26 protein-coding genes are annotated in these 22634 nt (G+C 37.1%); 6 read left to right on the top strand and 20 right to left on the bottom strand.

Annotated elements, in window-relative coordinates:
• Positions 1-20: 20 nt before the first annotated feature.
• From R2R71_RS09205 to R2R71_RS09180, 6 genes are all read right to left on the bottom strand, one after another.
• The gene (locus R2R71_RS09205) at positions 21-710 is read right to left on the bottom strand and encodes a fatty acid desaturase (protein ID WP_316830974.1); all 690 of its coding nucleotides are present in this window, start codon (positions 708-710) and stop codon (positions 21-23) included.
• Positions 711-763: 53 nt separating this feature from the next.
• The gene (locus R2R71_RS09200; RefSeq protein ID WP_316830973.1) at positions 764-1612 is read right to left on the bottom strand and encodes a 4-hydroxy-3-methylbut-2-enyl diphosphate reductase; all 849 of its coding nucleotides are present in this window, start codon (positions 1610-1612) and stop codon (positions 764-766) included.
• A 30-nt stretch (positions 1613-1642) separates the two neighbouring features.
• Positions 1643-2299, bottom strand: a complete 657-nt coding sequence (locus tag R2R71_RS09195) for a carotenoid biosynthesis protein (protein ID WP_316830972.1) — start codon at positions 2297-2299, stop codon at positions 1643-1645.
• Positions 2269-3366, bottom strand: a complete 1098-nt coding sequence (locus R2R71_RS09190; RefSeq protein WP_316830971.1) for a glycosyltransferase family 2 protein — start codon at positions 3364-3366, stop codon at positions 2269-2271. The genes R2R71_RS09195 and R2R71_RS09190 overlap by 31 nt, the downstream gene beginning before the upstream one ends.
• Entirely contained in the window at positions 3363-3986 is a 624-nt protein-coding gene (locus tag R2R71_RS09185) for a lysophospholipid acyltransferase family protein (protein ID WP_316830970.1), read from the bottom strand. The genes R2R71_RS09190 and R2R71_RS09185 overlap by 4 nt, the downstream gene beginning before the upstream one ends.
• Positions 3987-4065: 79 nt before the next feature.
• Positions 4066-4575, bottom strand: coding sequence for a phosphoribosyltransferase family protein (locus tag R2R71_RS09180; RefSeq protein ID WP_316830969.1), 510 nt, complete (start codon positions 4573-4575; stop codon positions 4066-4068).
• A 177-nt stretch (positions 4576-4752) separates the two neighbouring features.
• Between R2R71_RS09180 and R2R71_RS09175 the strand changes: the two genes are divergently transcribed.
• Positions 4753-5460: a head GIN domain-containing protein gene (locus R2R71_RS09175; protein WP_316830968.1), complete on the top strand. Its 708-nt coding sequence runs from the start codon at positions 4753-4755 to the stop codon at positions 5458-5460.
• 79 nt (positions 5461-5539) lie between these two features.
• Here the strand turns inward: R2R71_RS09175 and R2R71_RS09170 are convergent, their stop codons facing one another.
• From R2R71_RS09170 to R2R71_RS09160, 3 genes are all read right to left on the bottom strand, one after another.
• A complete protein-coding gene (locus R2R71_RS09170) occupies positions 5540-5944 on the bottom strand; it encodes a hypothetical protein (protein WP_316830967.1) in 405 nt (134 codons plus the stop codon).
• Positions 5945-6002: 58 nt separating this feature from the next.
• Entirely contained in the window at positions 6003-7415 is a 1413-nt protein-coding gene (rlmD, locus tag R2R71_RS09165; protein ID WP_316830966.1) for a 23S rRNA (uracil(1939)-C(5))-methyltransferase RlmD, read from the bottom strand.
• 172 nt (positions 7416-7587) lie between these two features.
• On the bottom strand, positions 7588-7698 hold the full coding sequence (locus tag R2R71_RS09160; RefSeq protein ID WP_316830965.1) for a phenylalanyl-tRNA synthetase subunit alpha: 111 nt from the start codon (positions 7696-7698) through the stop codon (positions 7588-7590).
• 179 nt (positions 7699-7877) lie between these two features.
• Between R2R71_RS09160 and R2R71_RS09155 the strand changes: the two genes are divergently transcribed.
• From R2R71_RS09155 to crtD, 3 genes are read left to right on the top strand one after another with little or no spacing between them, the layout of a single operon-like run.
• Positions 7878-8336: a DoxX family protein gene (locus R2R71_RS09155; protein WP_316830964.1), complete on the top strand. Its 459-nt coding sequence runs from the start codon at positions 7878-7880 to the stop codon at positions 8334-8336.
• Positions 8337-8395: 59 nt separating this feature from the next.
• Positions 8396-10099 (top strand): M28 family peptidase, encoded by a 1704-nt coding sequence (locus R2R71_RS09150; RefSeq protein WP_316830963.1) that lies wholly within the window; start codon positions 8396-8398, stop codon positions 10097-10099.
• A 9-nt stretch (positions 10100-10108) separates the two neighbouring features.
• Entirely contained in the window at positions 10109-11581 is a 1473-nt protein-coding gene (gene crtD, locus R2R71_RS09145; RefSeq protein WP_316830962.1) for a 1-hydroxycarotenoid 3,4-desaturase CrtD, read from the top strand.
• Positions 11582-11602: 21 nt separating this feature from the next.
• On the opposite strand, the gene R2R71_RS09140 is transcribed toward crtD, so the two are convergent.
• Genes R2R71_RS09140 through R2R71_RS09125 form a run of 4 tightly spaced genes read right to left on the bottom strand, consistent with a single transcriptional unit; the run spans position 11603 to position 14892 of the window.
• Positions 11603-12097: a shikimate kinase gene (locus R2R71_RS09140; protein ID WP_316830961.1), complete on the bottom strand. Its 495-nt coding sequence runs from the start codon at positions 12095-12097 to the stop codon at positions 11603-11605.
• 41 nt (positions 12098-12138) lie between these two features.
• Positions 12139-13194: an ABC transporter permease gene (locus R2R71_RS09135; protein ID WP_316830960.1), complete on the bottom strand. Its 1056-nt coding sequence runs from the start codon at positions 13192-13194 to the stop codon at positions 12139-12141.
• A complete protein-coding gene (locus R2R71_RS09130) occupies positions 13195-14346 on the bottom strand; it encodes a BT_3928 family protein (RefSeq protein WP_316830959.1) in 1152 nt (383 codons plus the stop codon).
• Positions 14347-14892 carry a DUF1599 domain-containing protein gene (locus R2R71_RS09125; RefSeq protein WP_316830958.1) on the bottom strand — a complete coding sequence of 182 codons (546 nt, stop codon included), beginning with the start codon at positions 14890-14892 and terminating at the stop codon, positions 14347-14349. It abuts the gene before it with no gap.
• Positions 14893-14989: 97 nt separating this feature from the next.
• Here R2R71_RS09125 and folP point away from each other — a divergent pair, with 97 nt between their 5' ends.
• Positions 14990-15844 (top strand): dihydropteroate synthase, encoded by an 855-nt coding sequence (gene folP / locus R2R71_RS09120; protein WP_316830957.1) that lies wholly within the window; start codon positions 14990-14992, stop codon positions 15842-15844.
• A 65-nt stretch (positions 15845-15909) separates the two neighbouring features.
• Positions 15910-16701: a diadenylate cyclase CdaA gene (gene cdaA, locus R2R71_RS09115; RefSeq protein ID WP_316830956.1), complete on the top strand. Its 792-nt coding sequence runs from the start codon at positions 15910-15912 to the stop codon at positions 16699-16701.
• Positions 16702-16787: 86 nt separating this feature from the next.
• Here cdaA and R2R71_RS09110 read toward each other — a convergent pair whose 3' ends face one another.
• The 7 genes from R2R71_RS09110 to recJ form a co-directional block, all read right to left on the bottom strand.
• On the bottom strand, positions 16788-17198 hold the full coding sequence (locus tag R2R71_RS09110) for a BrxA/BrxB family bacilliredoxin (RefSeq protein ID WP_316830955.1): 411 nt from the start codon (positions 17196-17198) through the stop codon (positions 16788-16790).
• Between the two features lie 98 nt (positions 17199-17296).
• Positions 17297-17752 (bottom strand): CCC motif membrane protein, encoded by a 456-nt coding sequence (locus tag R2R71_RS09105; RefSeq protein ID WP_316830954.1) that lies wholly within the window; start codon positions 17750-17752, stop codon positions 17297-17299.
• Between the two features lie 10 nt (positions 17753-17762).
• On the bottom strand, positions 17763-18083 hold the full coding sequence (locus R2R71_RS21165; RefSeq protein WP_410478213.1) for a DUF2752 domain-containing protein: 321 nt from the start codon (positions 18081-18083) through the stop codon (positions 17763-17765).
• Positions 18067-18498 (bottom strand): YkvA family protein, encoded by a 432-nt coding sequence (locus tag R2R71_RS09100; RefSeq protein ID WP_316830953.1) that lies wholly within the window; start codon positions 18496-18498, stop codon positions 18067-18069. The genes R2R71_RS21165 and R2R71_RS09100 overlap by 17 nt, the downstream gene beginning before the upstream one ends.
• Before the next feature lie 46 nt (positions 18499-18544).
• Positions 18545-20065 (bottom strand): GH3 auxin-responsive promoter family protein, encoded by a 1521-nt coding sequence (locus R2R71_RS09095; RefSeq protein ID WP_316830952.1) that lies wholly within the window; start codon positions 20063-20065, stop codon positions 18545-18547.
• Positions 20066-20074: 9 nt separating this feature from the next.
• Positions 20075-20815, bottom strand: a complete 741-nt coding sequence (lptB, locus tag R2R71_RS09090) for an LPS export ABC transporter ATP-binding protein (protein ID WP_316830951.1) — start codon at positions 20813-20815, stop codon at positions 20075-20077.
• 89 nt (positions 20816-20904) lie between these two features.
• On the bottom strand, positions 20905-22605 hold the full coding sequence (recJ, locus tag R2R71_RS09085) for a single-stranded-DNA-specific exonuclease RecJ (RefSeq protein WP_316830950.1): 1701 nt from the start codon (positions 22603-22605) through the stop codon (positions 20905-20907).
• Positions 22606-22634: the final 29 nt, after the last annotated feature.

Raw genomic sequence — 22634 nt, 5'->3', positions numbered from 1 at the left:
AAATATGATGCAAAACATTTTTAAGTCAAATTTGAATCAGATTTTGTTTTATATAATTGCCACCAAGCTAAACCAGGACTTTGATGATGTTCAAGGTGGTAGCCAAAAAAATAACAGGTAATAAATGCCATAAGATGATTTTTTTTCTGCGTAGCTGAATAATGCTCGTTATTATGTTCACCTTTATGGGGCAGGTAAGTACCAAAATAAAACAGCTGAAAGGTGCTTAACAATGAGGGTAATACCCAAAACAGCAATAAATTTCTTTCCTCAATCCAGATTTTTAAGATGTTGTATGCTATTGCCATAATAATCAATTGAACAATGGAAATATAGTTCATCATAAAGCGAAAATACCATTTCCAGAAACCATGTGGCGCAAAGTCAGGATCGTTAGCGGTATGGACATGTTTATGATGCTTATGATGTTTGGTGAAAAGTTTATGGTAAAAAAAACCAGCGTAGAGAAAAACCGCGAGGTAACCAAAAAAGTTATTAAGCTTTTTGTTGGTAGAAATTGTTCCATGCATCGCATCATGAGCCGTAATAAACAAACCAGTATACAAATGCATTTGCACAAGAACCGTTACGTAAACTAAGGGGCTGCTCCATTCAAAGTTCCAGCGGAGCAGAAAAAACAGTGAAGTAAACCAACAGCCAATTACAATTATTGCAACAATTATTCCTGTATATACATGCTTTGATTTCAATTGGCCTTTTTCTTGTTAACAGTTTTAAAAGGAAATTGATTTAAAGGGGAGTTTTAATATTGTTCCAATGCGGATTTTACCTTTTCCATTAACCACATAGGAGTTGAGGTTGCCCCACAAATACCAACTTTATCGTTTTCGTTAAACCAGCTTTCATCCAGTTCTTCAACGTTTGAAATAAAATAGGAGTCGTTATTGTATTTTTTACAAACATCATAAAGCACCTTACCGTTCGAAGATTTTTTACCCGAAACAAAAACAATTTTATTGTAATGGCTTACAAAATTTTCGAGTTCTTCGTAACGGTTCGATACCTGCCTGCAGATGGTATCGTTCGCCTTAACCTCGTAACCACGGGATAACAATTCATCCTTAATATGATAAAACTTGTCGACACTTTTAGTGGTTTGGCTGTATAAGGTAAATTTTGAGGGCAATACCACATTATCAAGCTCTGCCAAATCCTGAAATACAATTGCTTTACCATCAGTTTGGCCTTGTAGTCCGATAACTTCTGCATGGCCATGTTTCCCGAAAATCAGAATCTGCTCATCATCATCATGTGAATTTTTAATTCTGTTCTGAAGTTTTAAAACTACCGGGCATGATGCATCAATAAGTGTTAAGTTATTTTCTAAGGCAAGCTGATAAGTAGATGGTGCTTCACCATGTGCCCTGATTAAAACCTTTTCATTATTAAGTGTTTTAAGCACATCGTGATCGATGATTTTAAGCCCCATGTTAGTAAGGCGCTCAACCTCTTCATCATTATGAACAATATCGCCAAGACAATATAAATAACCATCGTTGGCTAAAATATCTTCTGCCATTTCTATTGCATAAACAACGCCAAAGCAAAAACCAGATGATTTATCTATCGTAACTTGTAAATTATAGCTCATTATAATGCAAAATTAAGCAAAAATTCTATATCAAGTTGTCATGTACAAGACAACAAAAAATATTAGCTGCGAAGCAAACATGGTAGCGCCGATGTATTTCTGCTGCTTTAGCCCCAGCGCGTAATAAAATTTAAGTAAGATTACCGAAACAATGAACCAGGCAATATAATTTTGCAAGGGAATTACATGCCAGTCCCAATGCCAGTAATCGAATTTCATTGCAACGGGCTCAAGAAAAAAATCAAAAGTAATCAGGCATAAACCACCAATTAATGAGGCCAGGATACCGTTTCTGATTTTGAAACTTTTTATCATTTGTCCGGCGCTAAAAATCAGGATCACCCAATTTACACCCATCAACAATGGCACGGTAGCAATTTTAAAACCAAGGGTAGTTCCATAATAATAACTCCCAAATATTTTACCGGTTTTTACTCCCAGTACCTCTACCAGAAAACCACAAAGGAATACGCCACTAACAAAAAGCAATAATCTTTTAACATCTGCATTGTACGAAAAAACAATTATAGCAAACATTAAAAGCAGGTGGAAAGGCACCAACTTCATGAAATAAGGCTGTGCCGCCGGGATCAGAAATCCTACTAAGCCAACCAAATGAAAAACGACAATAATGGCTACTGCCAGTTTCTTTATTTTTAAATCGGCTTTATCGATCTGCCCTTCCATGTACCTTTTTTAAACAAGTTATTTAAAATTGATTTAATTGAAATTAAGAAAAAGAACAACATCTGTAAAGGGTGTAGAATTAAATTCAACATTACATTTTGCCCCGATAAAAAAGATATCATTATTCTTCCTAAAACAACTAAAGTTAATGGTAATGCCAGTAGGTTTAAATCATAATTAACAAGTAATATAATCGGCCAGCAAATTACCAAAAGCTGGTAAAGTAATAATATTATGATGTTATTACCAAAACCTGCAAGTAAATTTTTACTAAAGCCATTTATACTTTCTCGAAGGTTTTTATACATCCTGCAGTAAATTAAACCATTAGCCAACAGCGCCTCTGTTCTAAATCCAGCTTGTTTAACAAGCTTCATGAGCTCAACATCTTCCACAACTTTATTTCTTACTTGCTGATGCCATTCATTTTCCAGGTAATTTGAAGCTTCGAAAAACATGCATTGACCACTGGCTGCAGAAAAGGCAGGATTTTTAGAAAATTTAACCAGGCGTAAGGGCAAAAGATTTAGCAGGATAAAGTGCATTAAAGGAACCGTTAACCGTTCGCCTAAACTCAGCATTACCTGATTTGTAAACAGGCTTAGTAAGCTTAGACCATTGTTTGCAAGCCTGAAAATCAAACTATTGATTAAACCACGTTTTATAAGTTCATCAGCATCAACAAACAAGAAATATTTACCTGTTGCCATTTTCGCCAGCTGATGACAGGCATAGTTTTTTCCAAGCCAGCCTTCAGGCAAGTGTTTCCCCTTTACAACTTTAAACTGCGGATTTGTTTTCGCAAAACCAGCAACAAGGTCAAAAGTATCATCCCTACTATCATCATCCAGAACAAAAACTTCATAATTAGTATAGTCTTGTTCTTTTATCGATTGAAGCAGTTGTAAAATATTATCAGCTTCGTCTCTTGCCGGAATGAGTATTGAAATCTTATCGTTAAAATGTTTTATTGTACGCGGCAGTTTCGGATTAGACAAAAAGTTGAACACAGTAACCGAAAACCTGATAACAAGAAAAATTAAAGCGGCGTATATAAAAATTGTCATTCGGTTATTTGTGTTTGTTTAACAACCGAGTTGTCGTAATGTTTATTATAAGCACTTTTTAACAACTGCAAACTAATGTATTCTTCGTTATCCCAATTATGGAGATAGGTAAATGCCGATGCCTTCCTTTTGGCAAAAAAATCGATAAAGGTGGCTGCAAAAACAATATTTATTTTCTTCTTACTGGCATTAATCATTTGCATTACCCCTTTTTCGAAAGTAATGTTTTTAAGGTGGTTAGAGTGTAGTTTACCCTGAGGAAAAACCAAAACCAGGTTATCAGGATGATCAAGTAACTTGCCGGCATAATTCAGTGTTTCCAGAACATCTTTTCCATTATTTTCAACAGCAAAAGCACCTAAAAACTTAAGGAAACCAACTTTATTATAGTTATCCGCATTAACTAATACATGAAACTGTTTTTTAAATACCCTTTTATTGATATAGAAAATCAGGAAACCATCCCACCAGCTGAAATGATTTGCTAGAATTAAAACTGAAGAGTCTTTTTTCAGCTCAATTTTATCAAAATTAAAAACAGCAAAATCTTTATTAATGATAAATTGAATGTACCAGGAGAAAAATTTGTAGATGAATGTGTTTTTTCGGGGATAGTACATTTAGGGAAGTTGCAAAAAAATAGACTTAATTGCAAATTTGTAAGGTCAAACGGTCTTATTGAACCGAAGAGTTCTAATTTTAGCTTAGGTAAACCCTATCTTCTTCACCTTCCACATCCATTACAACATCTACGTGTTCTTTTAAAATTGTTGCCAGTTCCAATCCAACAAAATCTGTGGCAATCGGGAAAATTTTATGACTTCTATCAACAAGAACAACCGTACGGATTTTTTTATGCGGAGTGTTAAGGAAAACACCTAAACCGTAAGCTAAAGTTTTACCACTATTCAGTACATCGTCAACAAGGATGATCACCTTGTTTTTCCACTGGCTTTCGTTTAAATCAGTGGTTGCAACCAATTTACTACTATGCTTTTCCAGGTCGATACGAAGCATAGTAAGCTTAAAATCGGCAATTTTCTTTAAAACTTTCTCTAAACGAAGCGCTAGCTTATAGCCCCTATCCCAAATTCCGGCAAGTACAATTTCCTTCTCGTTAAGGTTATCTTCTAAAATCTGATAAGCAATACGATCAATTTTTTGTTGTATTTGTTTTTTGTTCAGGATAAGTAATTGTGGTGCGGTCATTTTTAAAAATGTTTGAGTACAAAAAGAACAATTTTAAGGGTGAATTTCAAACTATTTGAAAAATATTTTGATTCTGCTGCAACGTTTTGCCTGCTTCTGCGTCTAATATTTTACCAGATAACAAAAACCTAAATATATTATCTCTTTCAGAAAACAAGAATCCAAACCAAATCTATCATGAAAAATTTTCTAAGAACAGGAGCAACCGTATTATTGATGATTGCTGCAAGTCATATCACCAAAGCTCAGGAATCGAAAAATGTAGCAGTAAAAAGCTTTAACAGCATTACCGTTAGCAGTGGTATCGATTTATATCTAACACAGAACGGAAGCGAGAGTTTAACAATTAAAGCAAACGCTGATTTGTTAAAAAATGTTGTTGTAGAGCAAAACGGTGGCAATTTAGTAATCAAAATGAAAGAAGGGCTCAACTGGAGTTCGATGTTTAGAAATCAAAGTATTAAAGCTTATGTGAATTTTAAAACACTTGCGGCTTTAACTGCATCTGGCGGTAGTGATGTTTTCTCTCAGGGACTGATTAAAGCAGATAAATTTGCCTTGCGCTCTTCAGGTGGTTCTGATGTTAAGCTAAATTTAGCCTGCACGGATCTCGAATTACAAACCAGTGGTGGCAGTGATGTTTCTTTAACAGGAAAAGCTGAAAACATGGTATTAAATACCAGCGGCGGAAGTGATGTAGATGCTTATGGTTTTGTAGTAAGTTATGCTAAAGTAAATGCTTCAGGTGGATCTGATGCCAATATACATGTTACAAAAGGATTAGAAGCAGGTGCTTCGGGTGGAAGCGATGTTCATTACAAGGGAAACGCTTCTTTAAAGAAAACATCATCATCTAAAAGTGGTGATGTAACAAAAGTAGATTAGTTAGTTTTAGGTTTAATTAATTTTACTATCGCTTGCTTTGCGGATGCAAAGCAGCGATTTTTTTTATAAACTAATTTCCTTAACCTTTTTTGTAAGGGTAGTAAATGAAATTTGCACCCTCAGGAACAATTACAAAGACACACATAAAGCTTTCCGGCTTTTTATAAACCTTTAAAAACTGCTCTTTTTTTTCTTTATTGATAATCCCTTTTTCTACAAACTCCTCTAAAGTTGAAGCCTGTATTGTCCAGTTTGTATTCAACTCTTCCTTATTTAAAATTATCTCACCAAGCTTAACTTCATGCTGGTGCGCTACAAAAATCGGGTAAGCTGAAATTCCTTCAACCATGATTTCAACGGCAACTTCCTTTATTGCTTCTGAATAAAACTCCAGGTCTTTTTCTAAACTAATTAGCGGACTCTCCTGCTTCTTTTGTGCGCCACTATCTTCAGGTGTCGCATTTAACAACTCTTCTCTATCCATACATATATTGAATTTTGAATGAACGAAATAGCATTCACTCCATCTACAACTCTATATTCTATCCTTTTAACTTTAATAAAACCACATTTTCTACGTGCTGTGTATGCGGGAACATATCCACAGGTTTTATGCGCACTACATCATATTTATCTTTCAGCAATTCCAGATCACGGGCTTGCGTAGCGGCATTACAACTTACGTAAACAATTTTCTCTACCTCCATTTCAAGCAGGCGTTGTACCACATCTGCATGCATGCCTGCCCTCGGCGGATCGGTAATAACCACATCAGGTTTGCCATGAGAAAGAATGAATTCGGCAGTTAAAATATCTTTCATATCGCCGGCGTAAAAAATGGTATTATCAATTCCATTTAATTGTGAATTGAATTTTGCATCTTCTATCGCTGTTGGCACATATTCTACACCTACAACCTGTTTCACATCTTTAGCAACGAAATTTGCAATTGTACCTGCGCCAGTATATAAATCATAAACCAATTCATCACCCTTAAAACCTGCAAATTCTCGTGTTATTTTATACAGTTCAAACGCCTGTTCAGAGTTTGTCTGGTAGAAAGATTTCACACCTATTTTGAAACGGATACCATCCATTTCTTCGAAAATATGATCACGGCCGGCGAAAGTATTTACTTCCTGATCGAAAATTGTATCGTTTTTCTTTTGATTAACAATGTATAGAAGTGAAGTAATTTGTGGGAATTCGGTTTTTAAGAAATTCATCAACCCATCAACCTGTTCTTGTTCCGGATAGGCAAAAACTACGGCCACCATAATTTCACCTGTGCTCGACGTTCTGATGATCAGGTTACGAAGAACACCTTCATGATTTCTTAAATCATAAAAAGAGAGCTTGTTCTCTAAAGCGTATTTGCGAACAGCGTTTCTGATTTGGTTAGATGGTTCATCCTGCAGATAACAATGCTCAATATCTAAAATTTTATCGAAACGCAAAGGTACGTGAAAGCCAAGGGCATTCATGTCGAAATCTTCGTCACGTTCTACATCAGTTTTTTCTAACCAGCGTTTATTCGAAAATGTAAACTCGAGCTTGTTTCGGTAATATTTGTTTTTTACAGAGCCTAAAATTGGTTCGGAAAAAGAGGTGTCTATCTTTCCCAAACGTTGCAAAGCAGCTTCAACGTTTTTTTGTTTGAACTTTAATTGTGCATCGTAACCCATGTGCTGCCATTTACAGCCACCACAAGTACCAAAATGCTGGCAAAATGGTTCGGTACGCAATTCTGACTTTTCATGTAGCTGCTCTATGATGGCTTCGGCAAAGTTTTTCTTCTTTTTGGTTAACCTAACGTCTACAACATCGCCCGGAACGGCTTTGTCAATAAAAATTACCAACTCATCTGCTTTGCCTACACCTTTTCCTTCTTCTGCAATGTCTATTACATGTACGTTTGGAATTATTGTTACCGTACCTGGTTTTCTTCTACTCATTATGCTGCAAAGATAATGGTAAAACCTGAAAGACTAAAGCAGAATGCTCAGGTAAGAATGAATACAAATAAAGGAAGTGTATTTAAATAAAAAGTGTATTTAAAAAAATTTCAGGCGTTAAAATACACTTCAAACAGAAATGATGTTTGACGAGAAAAAACGATACTAAAAATTATTTTCCGAAAATTTTAAATGCAGCTTCCCAGAAGCCATCAAACAGATTAAATTTCAGGTCAAATTTTTCATCCAATTGTACAGAAAACTCTAAAATTTCTTTGCTCATGATAAAAAAAATATGCTATTTAAACAATAATACAAAATTTATACCAAAAACCAAAATGGTTCAAATTAAATTTTATTAAGCCGTATCAAAATAAAACACATTCAGGTTCAATTTGTTATTGATTAAACCGATATAAACCTGTAACTTAATATATCATTCACATAAAAAGGAGGTTCATCATGAACGTTATCCGTAGAATTGAACATTGGGGAGATGTTCATCAAACAAAATGGCTTGATTTTTTACGCATCATTTTAGGCCTGGTTATTTTTGGAAAAGGTGTTTCCTTTATCAGCGACACCAACACCCTTCAGAATTTAATTACAGAAAACAATGTATTTGGATTTTCGGGCATGCTGATTAGCGTAGCCATTCACATTGTCGCCTTTGCGCACCTTGTCGGCGGAATCTTAATTACGTTAGGGCTGGTAACACGTTTTGCAGTGGTTATTCAGATCCCTATTCTGTTGTTCGCCGTATTCTTTGTTAACCTTACCAAAGGTTTTTCAATGCCAAATTCAGAACTCTGGCTTTCAGTATTGGTATTGTTCTTACTCATTTTATTCTGGGTAATTGGTTCAGGACCTCTTTCAGTTGATGAAGGCCTGAAAAATAAAAAAGGAAAGCGTTACGAATAAATAAAGTCCGTAACAATGAAAACTATTCTTAGTATCTTTCAGCTTTTATAGCTTAATTCATGAAAACAAAGATACTATTAGGCCTGCTTTTAGCGGGGTTTACAAGTTACGCCCAAAACACAACAGAACAATATTTTAAACTTACGAGAGCAGGTTTTAAAGAAGCTAACGCCTTTGAAACCACTGCTTTTGTAGAAAAGTACTTTCGCGTGCCAGGAAATACTGGTTTTAATGCCAGTATACATCATGTGGAAGCCATTTTAAAGAAGGCAGGCTTTGTTGAGCAGAAACAAAATGAGTTTGAAGCCCCCCTAACTTACCGCATCGAAAAGCGGGCAATGAAAAATAAAACCTGGGAGCCTGTTGATGCCAGCATCAATATAATCGGCGAAAACCAACCCCTGATAACATACAAAACCAACCGGAATATGATTCCGATTAACTGTGTTTCTACGCCTGCTGAAGGTGTAACTGCCGAGGTTGTTTTTCTAGAAAAGATTATACCCGCAGAGCTTGATAAAATGGACCTGAAAGGCAAAATATTGTTCTCGGAAAACAATCCTTCCCGTTTACTTGCCGCAGCTGTTAAAGCAGGAGCTATAGGTGTTTTAGGTTATTCTATGCCTAAATACACACAACCTGAAATTCACCAAAGCTCAATTCAGTTTGGCAGTATGCGTGCAAACAGCGAGGTATGGACTTTACTCCTCTCTTTTGCAGCGAAAGAAAAACTTAAAGTGGCCTGTAAAAAAGGTGCAACGAAACTAAAGGTTAACATCGAGACAAAAATTTATCCGTCGGAAGAATTAACCGTTGTAGCAAATGTTAAGGGAAGTGAAAAATCTGATGAAAGATTTGTGTTTAGTGCCCATGTACAGGAGCCTGGCGCAAATGATAACGCCAGTGGTGTAGGTACCTTAGCCGAAATGGCAAGATTAACCGCAGAACTTTACCAATCAAAAAAAATCAATCCGAAAAGAACCTTAACATTCTTATGGGGCGATGAAATTGTATCAACAAGAAGATACATTACTGAAGATACTACACGTGCAAAAGGAATTTTGTGGGGAATGAGCTTAGATATGGTTGGTGAAGACACCAAAAAAACCGGCGGATCGTTTTTAATAGAGAAAATGCCCGACCCATCGGCAATCTGGACCCGTGGTACGGATAAACATACCGAGTGGGGTGCTGGCGACGTGCAGGAAAAAGACCTTTTCCCTCATTATTTAAATGATTTTATTTTCGATATATGTAAAGCGCAAGGCAAATATGCAAACTGGACAGTAAATTATAACCCATTTGAAGGAGGAAGTGATCATACACCGTTTCTTCAGAATAAAATCCCGGGATTATTAATGTGGCATTTTACGGATGTTTTTTATCACACGGATAACGACCGGATTGACAAGGTTTCGCCAACAGAAATGAAAAACGTTGGTATTAGTGCTTTAACTGCAGCCTATTCTTTAATATCCGCTGATGAAAACATGGCAGCAAGCACGGTTACCCAAGTAAAAGACGATGCACTTGTGCGGTTGAAAACTGAATTCGAGTTAAGCAAAAAAGCCATTGCCGATGGTAAGCCTGCTACAGAAGAAAAACACATTATCGAGGCCTGGAGCAAATGGTATATTTCCGCCTTGGCAACCATAAATAAGATGCCGGTAAAGGCAGAAACAACCCGGGTAGGTTCAGCCATAAAGGTCGCTACTTTAGCTATTGAAAAACAAACGCAGGCTTATCTGGAGGTTTTAAAGTAAGTAAATTTAATGCCAAAAGCGATAATTATCGGAGCTGGGATTGCCGGAATTGCCTCGGCGATTAGAATGGCTGTAAAAGGCTATGAGGTTGAAATATTCGAAGCTAATACTTATGCCGGAGGTAAACTTGCTGAAATAAATTTAAGTGGATTTCGGTTTGATACCGGGCCGAGTTTATTTACCATGCCTAAGTATGTAGATGAACTTTTCGAACTCGCCGCCAGAAATCCGCAAGATTACTTCACCTACGAAAAGCTTAATGAAATTTGCAAGTATTTTTATGAGGATGGTCTAAAATTAACCGCCTGTTCAGATACAAAACAGTTTGTGCATGAAATTGAAGATAAGACAGCATCATCAGCCGAAGAAGTTTACCGTTTTTTAAAAAAGAGTGAAACAATCTATCGCATTACGCATAGAGTTTTTCTGGAAAGAACTTTGCATAAACTTAAAAGCTATCTTCATTTCGATACTTTAAAATCTGTTTTTCGTTTCGGTAAAATTGATGCTTTTAGAACACAGAATCAGGCAAATAGTCACTTTTTTAAGGATAAAAGAGTTGTGCAGTTGTTTAACCGATATGCAACTTACAATGGTTCAAACCCTTACCAGGCTCCGGCAACATTAAATGTAATTCCACATTTTGAATATCACTTTGGTGCATTTCTACCTAAAAATGGAATGTACAGCATTGTAAAGTCCTTACAAAAACTGGCAGAAGATGTAGGCATTAAATTTCATTTTGGACAAAAAGTTGAAGAAATTCTTTACAAGGATAACAAGATTAAAGGTGTAAAAGTAAATGGCAAAGTGATCGAATCAGCTGCTGTTGTTTCCAACCTGGATATCTGGTTTACCTATAAAAATCTGTTAAAGGATTTTCCTGCTCCAAAAAAACTCCTGACACAGGAAAGAAGCAGTTCTGCACTTATTTTTTATTGGGGAATTAAAGGCAGCCATCCAGAACTTGGGCTACACAATATTTTATTTGCAGCAGATTACGAGCAAGAATTTAAGGCTATCTGGAAAGAAAAAACCATTTATACCGATCCTACAATTTATATCAACATCACCTCAAAAAAGATTAAAAGTGATGCACCTGAAGGTTGTGAAAACTGGTTTGTTATGATTAATGTTCCTGCCAACACCGGACAGGATTGGACACAACTCATCATCGAGGCCAAAGGACACATCCTTAACAAGCTAAACAGAATACTCGGTAAAGATTTTTCGGAAGCAATTATATGTGAACAAATTTTAGATCCGAGGAGTATTGAAAGTAAAACGGGTTCTTACCAGGGTTCATTGTACGGAAATAGCTCAAATAACCAATTTGCGGCATTTTTAAGGCACCCAAATTTCAGCAATAAAATTAAAAACCTGTATTTCTGTGGCGGAAGTGTTCATCCCGGGGGTGGCATACCACTGGCCTTGCTCTCGGCCAAAATAATAGATCAGGATTTTTTTAAGATAAAAAACTGACAGACACAAATGCACTAATCATTACATCAGCTTTTGTTCAAGTGTTTCTGCATCTAAATCAAATGCATTTACAACAACTTTTGCTTTTGTATAAAAAGGATTTCTTTCTTCAAGTTTCACCTTAATAAATTCGAGTAATTGATCATCATCCAAATCCTTAATCAAAGGCCTTTTCTGACGGTTATGCAACCTGGAAACCAATTGAGCGGGCTCCATTTGCAAGTAAACGGTTTCACCATGTGCATTCATCCAATCCATGTTATCGAAAAAACATGGTAAACCACCACCGGTGGCCACAACGCAGGTTTCAGGATAATTGTATGCTTTTAGCATTTCACTTTCATAATCCCTGAACCCGCTTTCGCCGAAAGCCTCAAAAAATTCGGCTATTGTTTTACCTGATTTATTCACAATCTCTGCATCTAAATCTATCACAGGGCAGTTTAAACGATGTGCAAGTTGTTTAGCTTTAGTGCTTTTACCACACCCCATATAACCGATTAAGAAAATTTTCATGCCAATATTTTTTATTTTTTATGCCTGTTAATCTAAATTAGCTATGCCAGCTTCACCCTTGGATCTACATAAGCATATAGAATATCGACCAGGATATTTATTACCACAAACACAAAAGCAATAAACAGAATAGCGCCCATTACTACCGGAAAATCAGACATTTCGAGTGCAGTTACGGTAGTACGGCCGAGGCCATTATAACCAAAAATGTATTCAACAAAGAAAGAACCAGCCAAAAGCGATGCAAACCAACCCGAGATAGCTGTAATTACAGGATTCATGGCATTTTTTAAGGCATGTTTATAAATAATTGTATTTCGACTCAGGCCTTTTGCCCTTGCCGTACGGATGTAATCTTGTGCAAGCACATCAAGCATTGCACTTCTGGTTAACTGAACAATAATCGCAAGGGGTCTTAATCCCAGGGTTACCATCGGAAGCCATAGGTTTCTTAGTGTTAATATTTCACCCTTAAACGGATCGTAACTATATAAACTTCCACTCATTTTTAAACCCGTGTAATTGCTTAGTACAAAGCCAAAAAGCCAGGCAATGATAATTCCAGCAAAAAAAGAGGGTGCAGATATGCCAAGAATAGCAAAAGCATTAGCTGTTTTATCAACCCAGGTATCTTTATATACTGCCGAGAGTATGCCTAGAAACACACCGATGATTGTAGCAAAAATCATTGCCGTTAGGGCAAGAATGAAGGTATTGGGTACGGTTTCAGAAAGTATGGCCGTAACGTCTCTTTTTGTTTGATAAGAGCTTCTGAGGTAAGGCCATTTTAACGCCAACACCTTTTTATCCATGGTGATAAGTCGTACAAAATGATATTTCCTTTGCGTAGTACTATCATTATCCAGGATACTTACTGGCGATAAATCATTTACGTACAAAACAAACTGTACCGGTTTCGATTTATCAAGTCCAAATTCCTTCCTTACCGCCTCCAATGATTGTACATCTGCTCGCTGCCCCATGGTCATACGTGCCGGATCTCCAGGTAAAATATTAAACAATACAAAAACAACAAGCACAACGCCGGCCATAACCAGAAGTCCGTACAGGAGTTTTTTTATGGTATAGGCTAACATTTACTTGCTGAAATATTTATTACTTAACTGGTCAAAAGTTGGTATGCTATGAAAATGCCACTTATTTATCACTACGCCATTCTTTAATAAAAGTATTCCCGGGTTTGCCCTTACCATACTCTTAAGCGGCACCGCATCAGCATAAAAAACCTCTGAAAAAAGATTATTTTTTTTAATGAATTTTTCCGCATCCACCGCCGAATTGGAGGTAAGCAGTACAGTACGTATATTGAACTCGTGAGTAGCATTCATGGCCAGTGCATTTAAATCGCCAATGGCTTTTTCATTTGCATCTTTAAGGTTATAGGCAACAAAAATTAAATTGTAATAGGGGTTTTCAATCAGCTCTTTTGTATAATCGGTACCCGAAGCATCAGTGATGATTAAATCTTTAATTTTTGGTTCGTAACCTTTTTTCACCAGGGTTTTAGAAGGTTCACCTATGATCTCCCAGTTATTATCTTTCCAAATTTCTGTTTTAAGGTAATCCTTATCACTCATGTCTTTTTCAGCTTTAGTAGCTTTATTTTTCAGGTGATACATGATTTGATATTCGTCAGGTTTTTCTCCTGGCGGAATAACCATCAATGAAGGAATATGAGCCCCAACTTTATATGGAAGAAAATCGAGTACCGGTAAGAAATTGTAAGTATATAGGCCAAACAATAAAGATAGGACGATAATGAAAGTAGCTAAATTTCTTTGTGTGGTATTTTTTTGCAAAATCGGTTTAATCGAATCTTTTTTAATAAAGATATAAACGATTAATACCAAAAGAACCAAATCTTTACTAAACGATTGCCATGGTGTTAAGGGTATTGCATCGCCAAAGCAACCGCAGCTGGTTACCACCTTGAAAAATGCCGAGACGAAAGTTAATAGTGTAAAGAAAATGATGAGGAGTAATAAACCCCATGAAACCTTTTTACCCCAAAAGCCAAACAAAAGTAATGCACCCAGGACAATTTCTAAGGTACAAAGCAGGATGGCGATTCCTGTTGCTACAGGACTGAGGAAATCGATATGAAAAACTTCAAAATACTCCTGAAGTTTATAGCCGAAACCTAAGGGATCGTTTGCCTTAATTAATCCTGAAAAGATAAACAGTACACCAACGAAAATTCGGGAAAAGGTTAAAGCTATGTTTTTCATTTATTTTACACCTAATTTAATCAAAGCAAATACCGAGTAATTTAACATATCCTGGTAGTTTGCATTTACGCCTTCTGATACTTGTGTTTGTCCTTCGTTATCTTCTATTTGTTTAACCCTGAAAATCTTTTGCAGAATTAAATCCGTTAAAGAACTGATTCGCATATCTCTCCAGGCTTCACCATAATCGTGGTTCTTGGCAAACATTAAATCTTTTGTTTCCTTAACTTTTGCATCAAAAAGTACCTGCACTTCTTCAACCGGGATTTCCAAAAGGTCACCTTCCTTAAAATCCAGCTGCATCATAGCAATAACACAGTAGTTAATAATTCCGATGTACTCCGGCGTTATGCCCTCACCTACTTTGCTCACTTTTTTTTCTTCCAGGGTCCTGATGCGTTGCGCCTTGATAAAAATCTGATCGGTAATTGAACTTAACCTCAATATGCGCCAGGCTGTTCCATAATCTGTTGTTTTCTTTAAAAATAACGATCTGCAAACTGCAATCACATCATCAAATTCGGTAGCGGTATTTGTTAGTGCCAAAGCCAATATTTATTTAGTTTTAATGTATTTTTGCTTCGAAAAACGAAAGCTAAAGATACATTTTTAAAGCGAAACCCAAATCCCGAAAGGGTTTAATATGGCAGAAAAAAACTTTTTTGAATCAAAACAAACCCTCAATTTAAAAGGAAAAATATTTGATATCAGCAAGCCCAAAGTAATGGGCATCATCAATATTACGCCCGATTCCTTTTATAGCACCAGCCGCATGACCTCCATTGATGAAGCATTGCGTAAAACGGAACAATTTTTAAATGAAGGCGCTTCTTTCGTTGATATTGGCGGCTATTCTTCGCGGCCAGGTGCAAAAAACATTTCGGAGGACGAGGAACTTGAAAGACTAGTTCCAATAATTGAAGCTTTAAATAAAGAAATACCTGAAGCCCTTATATCAGTTGATACCTTCAGGGCAAAAGTTGCCGAGCAAACCATTCTGGCGGGTGCTCACATGATCAATGATATTGCTTCAGGCGATATGGACGAAAACATGTTTGAAACCGTTGCACGCCTGCAGGTGCCCTACATCATAATGCACATGCAGGGCACACCTCAAAACATGCAGCAAAACCCGGTTTACAACAATGTTCTATTGGATGTAATTGATTACCTGGCAAAAAAAATAGCAGCCCTGAAAGCGTTAAACATTCATGATTTAATTATCGACCCTGGCTTTGGCTTTGGAAAAACCATAACGCATAACTATGAGCTTTTAAACCAGATGGAAGATTTTAAAGTTTTCAACTTACCTGTTCTTGCGGGCTTTTCAAGAAAAGGAATGATTCATAAAGTCCTGGAAATTTCTGCTGCCGAGGCGCTGAATGGCACAACGGTTCTGAATACAATTGCCTTGCAAAAAGGAGCAAAAATTTTAAGGGTACATGATGTTAAGGAAGCCGTGGAGTGCGTTAAGCTAATAAGTAGACTGGATGTCTAAACAATTAACCAATTCCTACAATTTAAACAATTAACCATTATCAAACATTTGCTATCTTGGCAGTAATGAAAGGATTAGATTTCGATTTTGTAAAATTTACCGTTACCGATGTGGTAGATATTGTGCTGGTAGCACTTTTAATTTACTACGTTTATACCCTTATCCGCAATACCCTTGCCGTAAATCTCCTGGTTGGTATGCTGATTATCGCTGTTTTTTATAAAGTTGTCGATATCCTGCACATGAAATTGCTCACAACCATCATAGAGAAATTTATGAGTGTTGGCATCATTGCACTCATTGTTATTTTTCACCCCGAAATACGGCGTTTTTTACTTTTGATAGGAAAAAATGCATTCTTACAAAAGAATAAAGCCTGGTGGGGTTACTTATTCGGACGGAAAGAAATTGAAAGAAATAACTTAACCCGTATAAAACCAATTATTGATGCTTGCAAAACGATGAAGAAAACACGTACAGGTGCATTAATTGTTTTCGTTAAGTTTTATGATGAACAATTTTTTGCCAATAGCTGCGAAGTGATTGATGCGAAAATATCAAAGAGATTACTTGAAAGTATATTTCAGAAAAACAGTCCGCTGCATGATGGAGCCGTGGTAATTTCAGAAAACAAAATAAAAAGTGCGAGCTGCATACTACCCTTAACCGATAATGACCAGTTACCGTCTCAGTTCGGATTAAGGCATAGGGCGGGTATCGGTGTTTCGGAAACGACAGATGCCGTTGCTGTAATTATTTCAGAAGAAACCGGGGAGATTTCTTACGCCAAACAAGGCAGGGTAAGGATGAATGTTTCTTTCGGAGAGCTTGAGAAATTACTCAATAAAGATTTTTAATTAAGGCAGATTAAGTGATTTAAAAAGATTACACTGATTAGAATAGTCTAAATCAGTGTAATCCACCTTATCGGTGAAATCACCAATTAACAGTATTGCTCAAAAGCACCGATTAAGTTATCGGCAATCATTTGGGCAGGACGGCCTTCAATCTGGTGGCGCTCAATCATATGAACTAATTTACCATCTTTAAACAAAGCCATAGCTGGTGAAGATGGAGGAAAAGGCATCATATAGCTTCTTGCCTGATCAACCGCTTCTCTTTCCATACCTGCGAAAACAGTTACCAGCTTATCAGGGTGTTTTTCGTGTGCTGCTGCTGCTCTTGCAGCCGGGCGTGCATTCGCTGCTGCGCAACCACATACAGAGTTCACCACAACTAAAACTGTTCCTTCACCTTTAATTGCCTGATCTACTTCTTCAGCATTTTTTAATTCTTCAAAACCTACGTTGGTTAATTCCTTACGCATTGGTTCTACTAAATATTCTGGATACATTATCGTTAGTTTTTAATTACAATTTCAGATTACAAAAATAAGAAAATCGAACAGCATGTGCCATTCGATTTATATTCTTAAGGTAAAAATAACAAATGCTATTTCATGCCTTTGATAATGTTGTCGTACATCTGCGGATTGGTAATTGCACCAACAATAACCAGTACGAAAAATATTATGGTAAGTGCACTCAAAATGGTAGCAATCATGCCGCAAATCTTTCCTGCTTTAGCATTTTTATACGATGATTCAGTATAAGCTGTTGGATTAAGGTTATATTTTTTAACGTCTCCAGCACCAAGAATCCATGCAATGATCCCAAATATTATTCCGAATATCCCGTAGAAGCAACAAGCCGGAATCGCAATGATTCCCAGTACGAGTGCAGCCGTAGCATTTGGCAGGTTTTGTTGGCCCATACCGCCAAAGTGACCAAAAGGCGGAGGTTGCTGAAATGGTGGAGGCGTTACCGGCGGCGTATTCAACGGTGCTGAGGCCTGGTTTTCATTTTGTATCGGTTGATTTTCTTGTGGAATTCCTTGTTCTTCTGACATGTAGATTGTTTTAGTTAATAAGTAGATGGTTGTATATTTTGTAAATGTAATTGATTAGAATAATTACTGCAATACCAATAAACATCAATTTAATCAGCTGAGCGCCAAATCTGAAATCCATCTTTAGGTGAAGCATAGTAAAGCAAAAAAGAAAGATCAAAGGAATAGTAGCTGGATAGATTTTGAAAGAATCGATAATATTTCCTTTCAAAAATGCGATTATTGAACGTTGAAAACCACAACCCGGGCAGTCGAAACCAAAATAGGCTTTGAAGGGACAGGTTAAAAGGTGATGACTTAACCAATCAAAGAAATTAAATTTCTGAGGCATCAGCATCTTCAATCAAATTTACCTGAGCATCTTTCCAGTCCTTATATTTCTCCAAATCTTTAAGTACTTGCTTATAAACCAGATTCAAAACAAAAACATCATCAATAAAACCAAGTACGGGAACAAAATCAGGCACAACATCAATTGGAGATAAAAAGTAAATCAATCCTCCAAGAATGGCAATAATTGAACGTTTAGGGATTTCAGTATAATCGCCATTAACATAATCCTTTGCCACTGCAAAAAGCATAATCATTTTTGCCCAAATGCCCTCTAAATCACCTTTATTGGTAACAGCCTTACCTAGCGCTTCCTTAATAGTGTTACTTGCCTTTGCCTTATCATTCAGTATTACTGTTGCCCTGCTTTCAGATTTTTTAAAGAATTCCAGTATTTTCTTCCTGTTCAATTTCATTGCCTAACGCTTTATATCATCAACGGCTAAATTTCAAATCGAATACTTAAGCCTCAGCTTTTATCATTCCTAATATATCATCAAGATATTTCCGTTCATTAGCCAAACGTGGAACTTTGTGTTGCCCACCTAGCTTATTTTTTGCCTTTAACCAATTGTAAAAAGTATTTGCAGGTACATTATGAACCTTTGGACGACACAAAGCCATGTCTTTAAAACGCTTGGCATCGTAATCTGAGTTGATCTCACGCAAGGTGTTATCCATTACATCAACAAACCTTTCGAAATCATCAGGTTGCTTATCAAATTCAATAATCCATTCATGGCCGCCTGCTTTCTCTCCTTTGAAATAAATCGGTCCGGCAGTATAATCTTTTATTTCGGCACCTGTTGCCCCACAGGCCTTGGTTAAAGCCTGCTCTGCATTATCAATAATAACTTCTTCACCAAAAGCATTTATAAAGTGCTTGGTACGTCCGGTAATTTTTATTCGGTAAGGATTAACAGAGGTAAACTGAATGGTATCGCCTATCATGTACCGCCAAAGACCACCATTTGTAGAAATCACGATTGCGTAATTTTTATGAAGTTCCACTTCGCCAAGTAATAAGGCTTTAGGATTTTCTTCAGCGATATTTTCCAGGGGAATAAATTCATAAAATATGCCATAATCAAGCATTAATAACATTTCTTCTGAATTATCCTGATCCTGAATTCCAAAAAACCCTTCTGATGCATTATAAGTTTCAAGATAATACATCTCATCAGAAGGGATGAGTTGCTTAAACTGCTCGCGGTAAGGCGTAAAATTTACGGCACCATGAACATAGAGTTCGAGATTTGGCCATACTTCAAGCAGGTTATCTTTACCGGTTAATTGTAGCACTTTTTTTGCCAGCACAATGGTCCATGTAGGTACTCCTGAAATACTGGTTACGTTTTCCTGAATAGTGGCTTCGGCCATTCTATCCATTTTTACCTCGTAATTATCCATCAAAGCGATAGACATATCAGGGGTACGGTAATACTCGGCCCAAATAGGTAAATTTTTAATTAATACGGCCGATAGATCGCCATAAAAGCAATCTTCATTTAGCTGATTAACCTGATGGCTTCCTCCCAAAACCAGGCCTTTGCCGGTAAACATCTGGTTATCGGGACGGTTATTGCAGTAAATGGAAAGCATATCCTTTCCACCCTTAAAATGGCATTCTTCGAGCGATTCTTCTGAAACCGGTATAAACTTACTTCGATCACTTGTGGTACCCGATGATTTTGCAAACCATTTGATATCAGATGGCCAGAGAATATTCTGTTCGCCATTAAGCATACGCTCGATATAGGGTTTCAAAGTATCGTAATTCTGAATGGGTACCCTTTCCTGAAATTGTTGTATGGTGAGGATGGTTTTATATTCATATTTCCTACCCCACTCAGTATTCTCTGCGCTATCAATGAGTGAATGAAACCATTCCTCCTGTACATCATGCGGATATTTCATAAAAAGCTCAATCTGATGGATTCGCTTTTTCATCAACCAGGTGAAAATAGAATTTACAATTGCCATGAGCCCGGTTTAAACATCAAATGATTTACGCTTTAACACGAAGTTTGCACCCAGGTACACTTTTCTAACCATCTCATTTTCGGCCAATACTTCCGGCACACCTTGCTCAAGTATTTTACCTTCAAAAAGTAAATAAGCCCTGTCGGTAATCGACAACGTTTCCTGCACATTATGGTCGGTAATCAGAATGCCGATATTTTTATGCTTAAGCTTGGCTACAATACTTTGAATCTCTTCAACAGCAATGGGGTCTACACCGGCAAAAGGTTCATCCAGCAAAATAAAGTTCGGATTCGCTGCCAGTGCCCGGGCAATTTCAGTCCTCCTGCGCTCGCCACCCGATAATAAATCGCCACGGTTTTTACGTACTTTATGCAAGCTGAATTCATTAATCAATTCTTCAAGTTTATCTTTCTGCTCCTCCTTGCTCAGTTTGCTCATTTCAAGAATAGCTAAAATATTTTCTTCAACCGTAAGCTTTCTGAATACAGAGGCTTCCTGAGCAAGATAACCAATACCTTTTTGTGCCCGGCGATACATTGCATCTTCGGTTATATCTTCTTCCTCCAGGAATATCTTCCCTTCGTTTGGCTTAATTAAGCCAACAATCATGTAAAAAGAAGTTGTTTTTCCGGCACCGTTTGGTCCAAGTAAGCCTACAATTTCACCTTGACTTACATTAAAAGAAACGTCGTTAACAACAGTTCGCTGTTTATATTTTTTAACCAGATTTTCGGCTCTTAGTATCATATATCCTGTACTCGTCATCCTGAATTTATTTCAGGATCTCTTCAAATTAAGATGCCGAATCAAGTTCAGCATGACGATTTATTTTAATTTTAATTAACTTTTATTCCTTTAATATTGAGCTGCAGGCGTTTCTTGTCCCGCCAAACGTTTTCTTCTATCGTATAACAAACAGAAAAAGGAACTTTTGGTTGTAGAATATTCTGGTATTCGCCCAAACTAAAACCAATACCTTCAAAAATAGCTGAATTTTGTTGCTTTATATTAACTTTTAAATGATTACCGCCAACTGCCGTTGCATATTGGGCGAGGTACACATTGTGCGTAACAAAAACCGGAGCCATATTTTCAGGGCCAAAGGGGCCCATCTGCGCTAAAACGCGATAAAATTTACCATCAATCTGGGCAAGGTCAATTTCGGCATCGGTTTTAATCATCGGTGTTAAAAGCTCTTCGGTAATCGTTGCTGATACAATTTCCTCAAATTTATCAGCAAAGGCATCAACATTACTTTGTTGCATGGTGAGGCCAGCAGCAAACTTATGGCCGCCATATTGGTCCAATAGTTCGGCGCAGCCACTTAATGCCTCATATAAATCAAAGCCGGCAACCGAACGGCAAGAACCGGCAACATGACCGTTTGATTTGGTGAGTACAATGGTAGGACGGTAATATTTTTCCGTAAGGCGGGAAGCTACAATTCCTATTACACCTTTATGCCAGTTTTCATTAAAAACAACTGTTGTTTTTCTGTTGATTAAGATTTCACTATCACCAATTAGAGCCAATGCTTCGCGGGTTATATCCTGATCGTAGGTTTTACGTTCCGTATTTTTAAGGTTAATCAGCTCACTTTGCTCAAGTGAATTTCCATCTACCTGGCACAGCAACATGGCTACAGCGTGTTTTGCATGGTCAATCCGGCCGGCTGCATTAATCCTTGGCCCTAAGGTAAAAACCACATCGGTAATGGTATAATTTTCTGTTTTACCCGAAACTTCCATTAAAGCCCTTAAGCCTTCGCATGGATTTGTATTGAGTTTGCGGATGCCATAATAGGCTAAAATCCTGTTCTCACCAACAACAGGAACGATATCGGCAGCAATACTCACCATTACCAAATCGAGGTATTGCAAATAAGTTTCCTTAGGCAGATTGTTTTTCAAGGCATAAGCCTGCGCTAATTTAAAACCAATTCCACAGCCTGCCAGTTCTTTAAACGGGTATTTACAATCGCTACGTTTTGGGTCCAGAACCGCGATGGCTTTGGGCAATTCATCACCCGGTAAATGGTGATCGCAAATAATAAAATCTATACCAAGTTCATTGGCGTAATCAATTTTATCGATTGATTTTATGCCACAATCCAGCGCAATAATCAGCGAAAAACCATTATCATTGGCATAATCAATTCCCGCAGTAGAAATACCGTACCCTTCAAGGTAACGATCGGGAATATAATATTCGATATTTTTAGTGAGCTGAGAAAAGAAACTATAAGTAAGTGCTACCGAAGTGGTACCATCAACATCATAATCACCATAAATCAGTATTTTTTCATTTGTTGCGAGGGCATTTTCAATTCTGCTTATGGCCACATCCATATCCTGCATCAGAAAAGGATCGTGCAGTTGATCTAAATCCGGCCTGAAAAAGCTTTTAGCCGAATCAAAATCGCATATATTTCTTTGAACTAATATTTGAGCAAGCGAGCGATCTATATTTAGTTGTTCAGTAAGCGTTGTTATGGCAGCATCATTACAAGCTGATGCTTTTACCCATCTTTTTTCCATTTATTCTGTCTCCGAACAGTAAATATACA

It is taken from the genome of Pedobacter aquatilis (genome assembly GCF_032678405.1).
Lineage (GTDB): Bacteria > Bacteroidota > Bacteroidia > Sphingobacteriales > Sphingobacteriaceae > Pedobacter > Pedobacter aquatilis_A.
The sequence above is the reverse complement of the archived record's forward strand: the minus strand, read 5'-3'. Positions and strand labels throughout refer to the sequence as shown.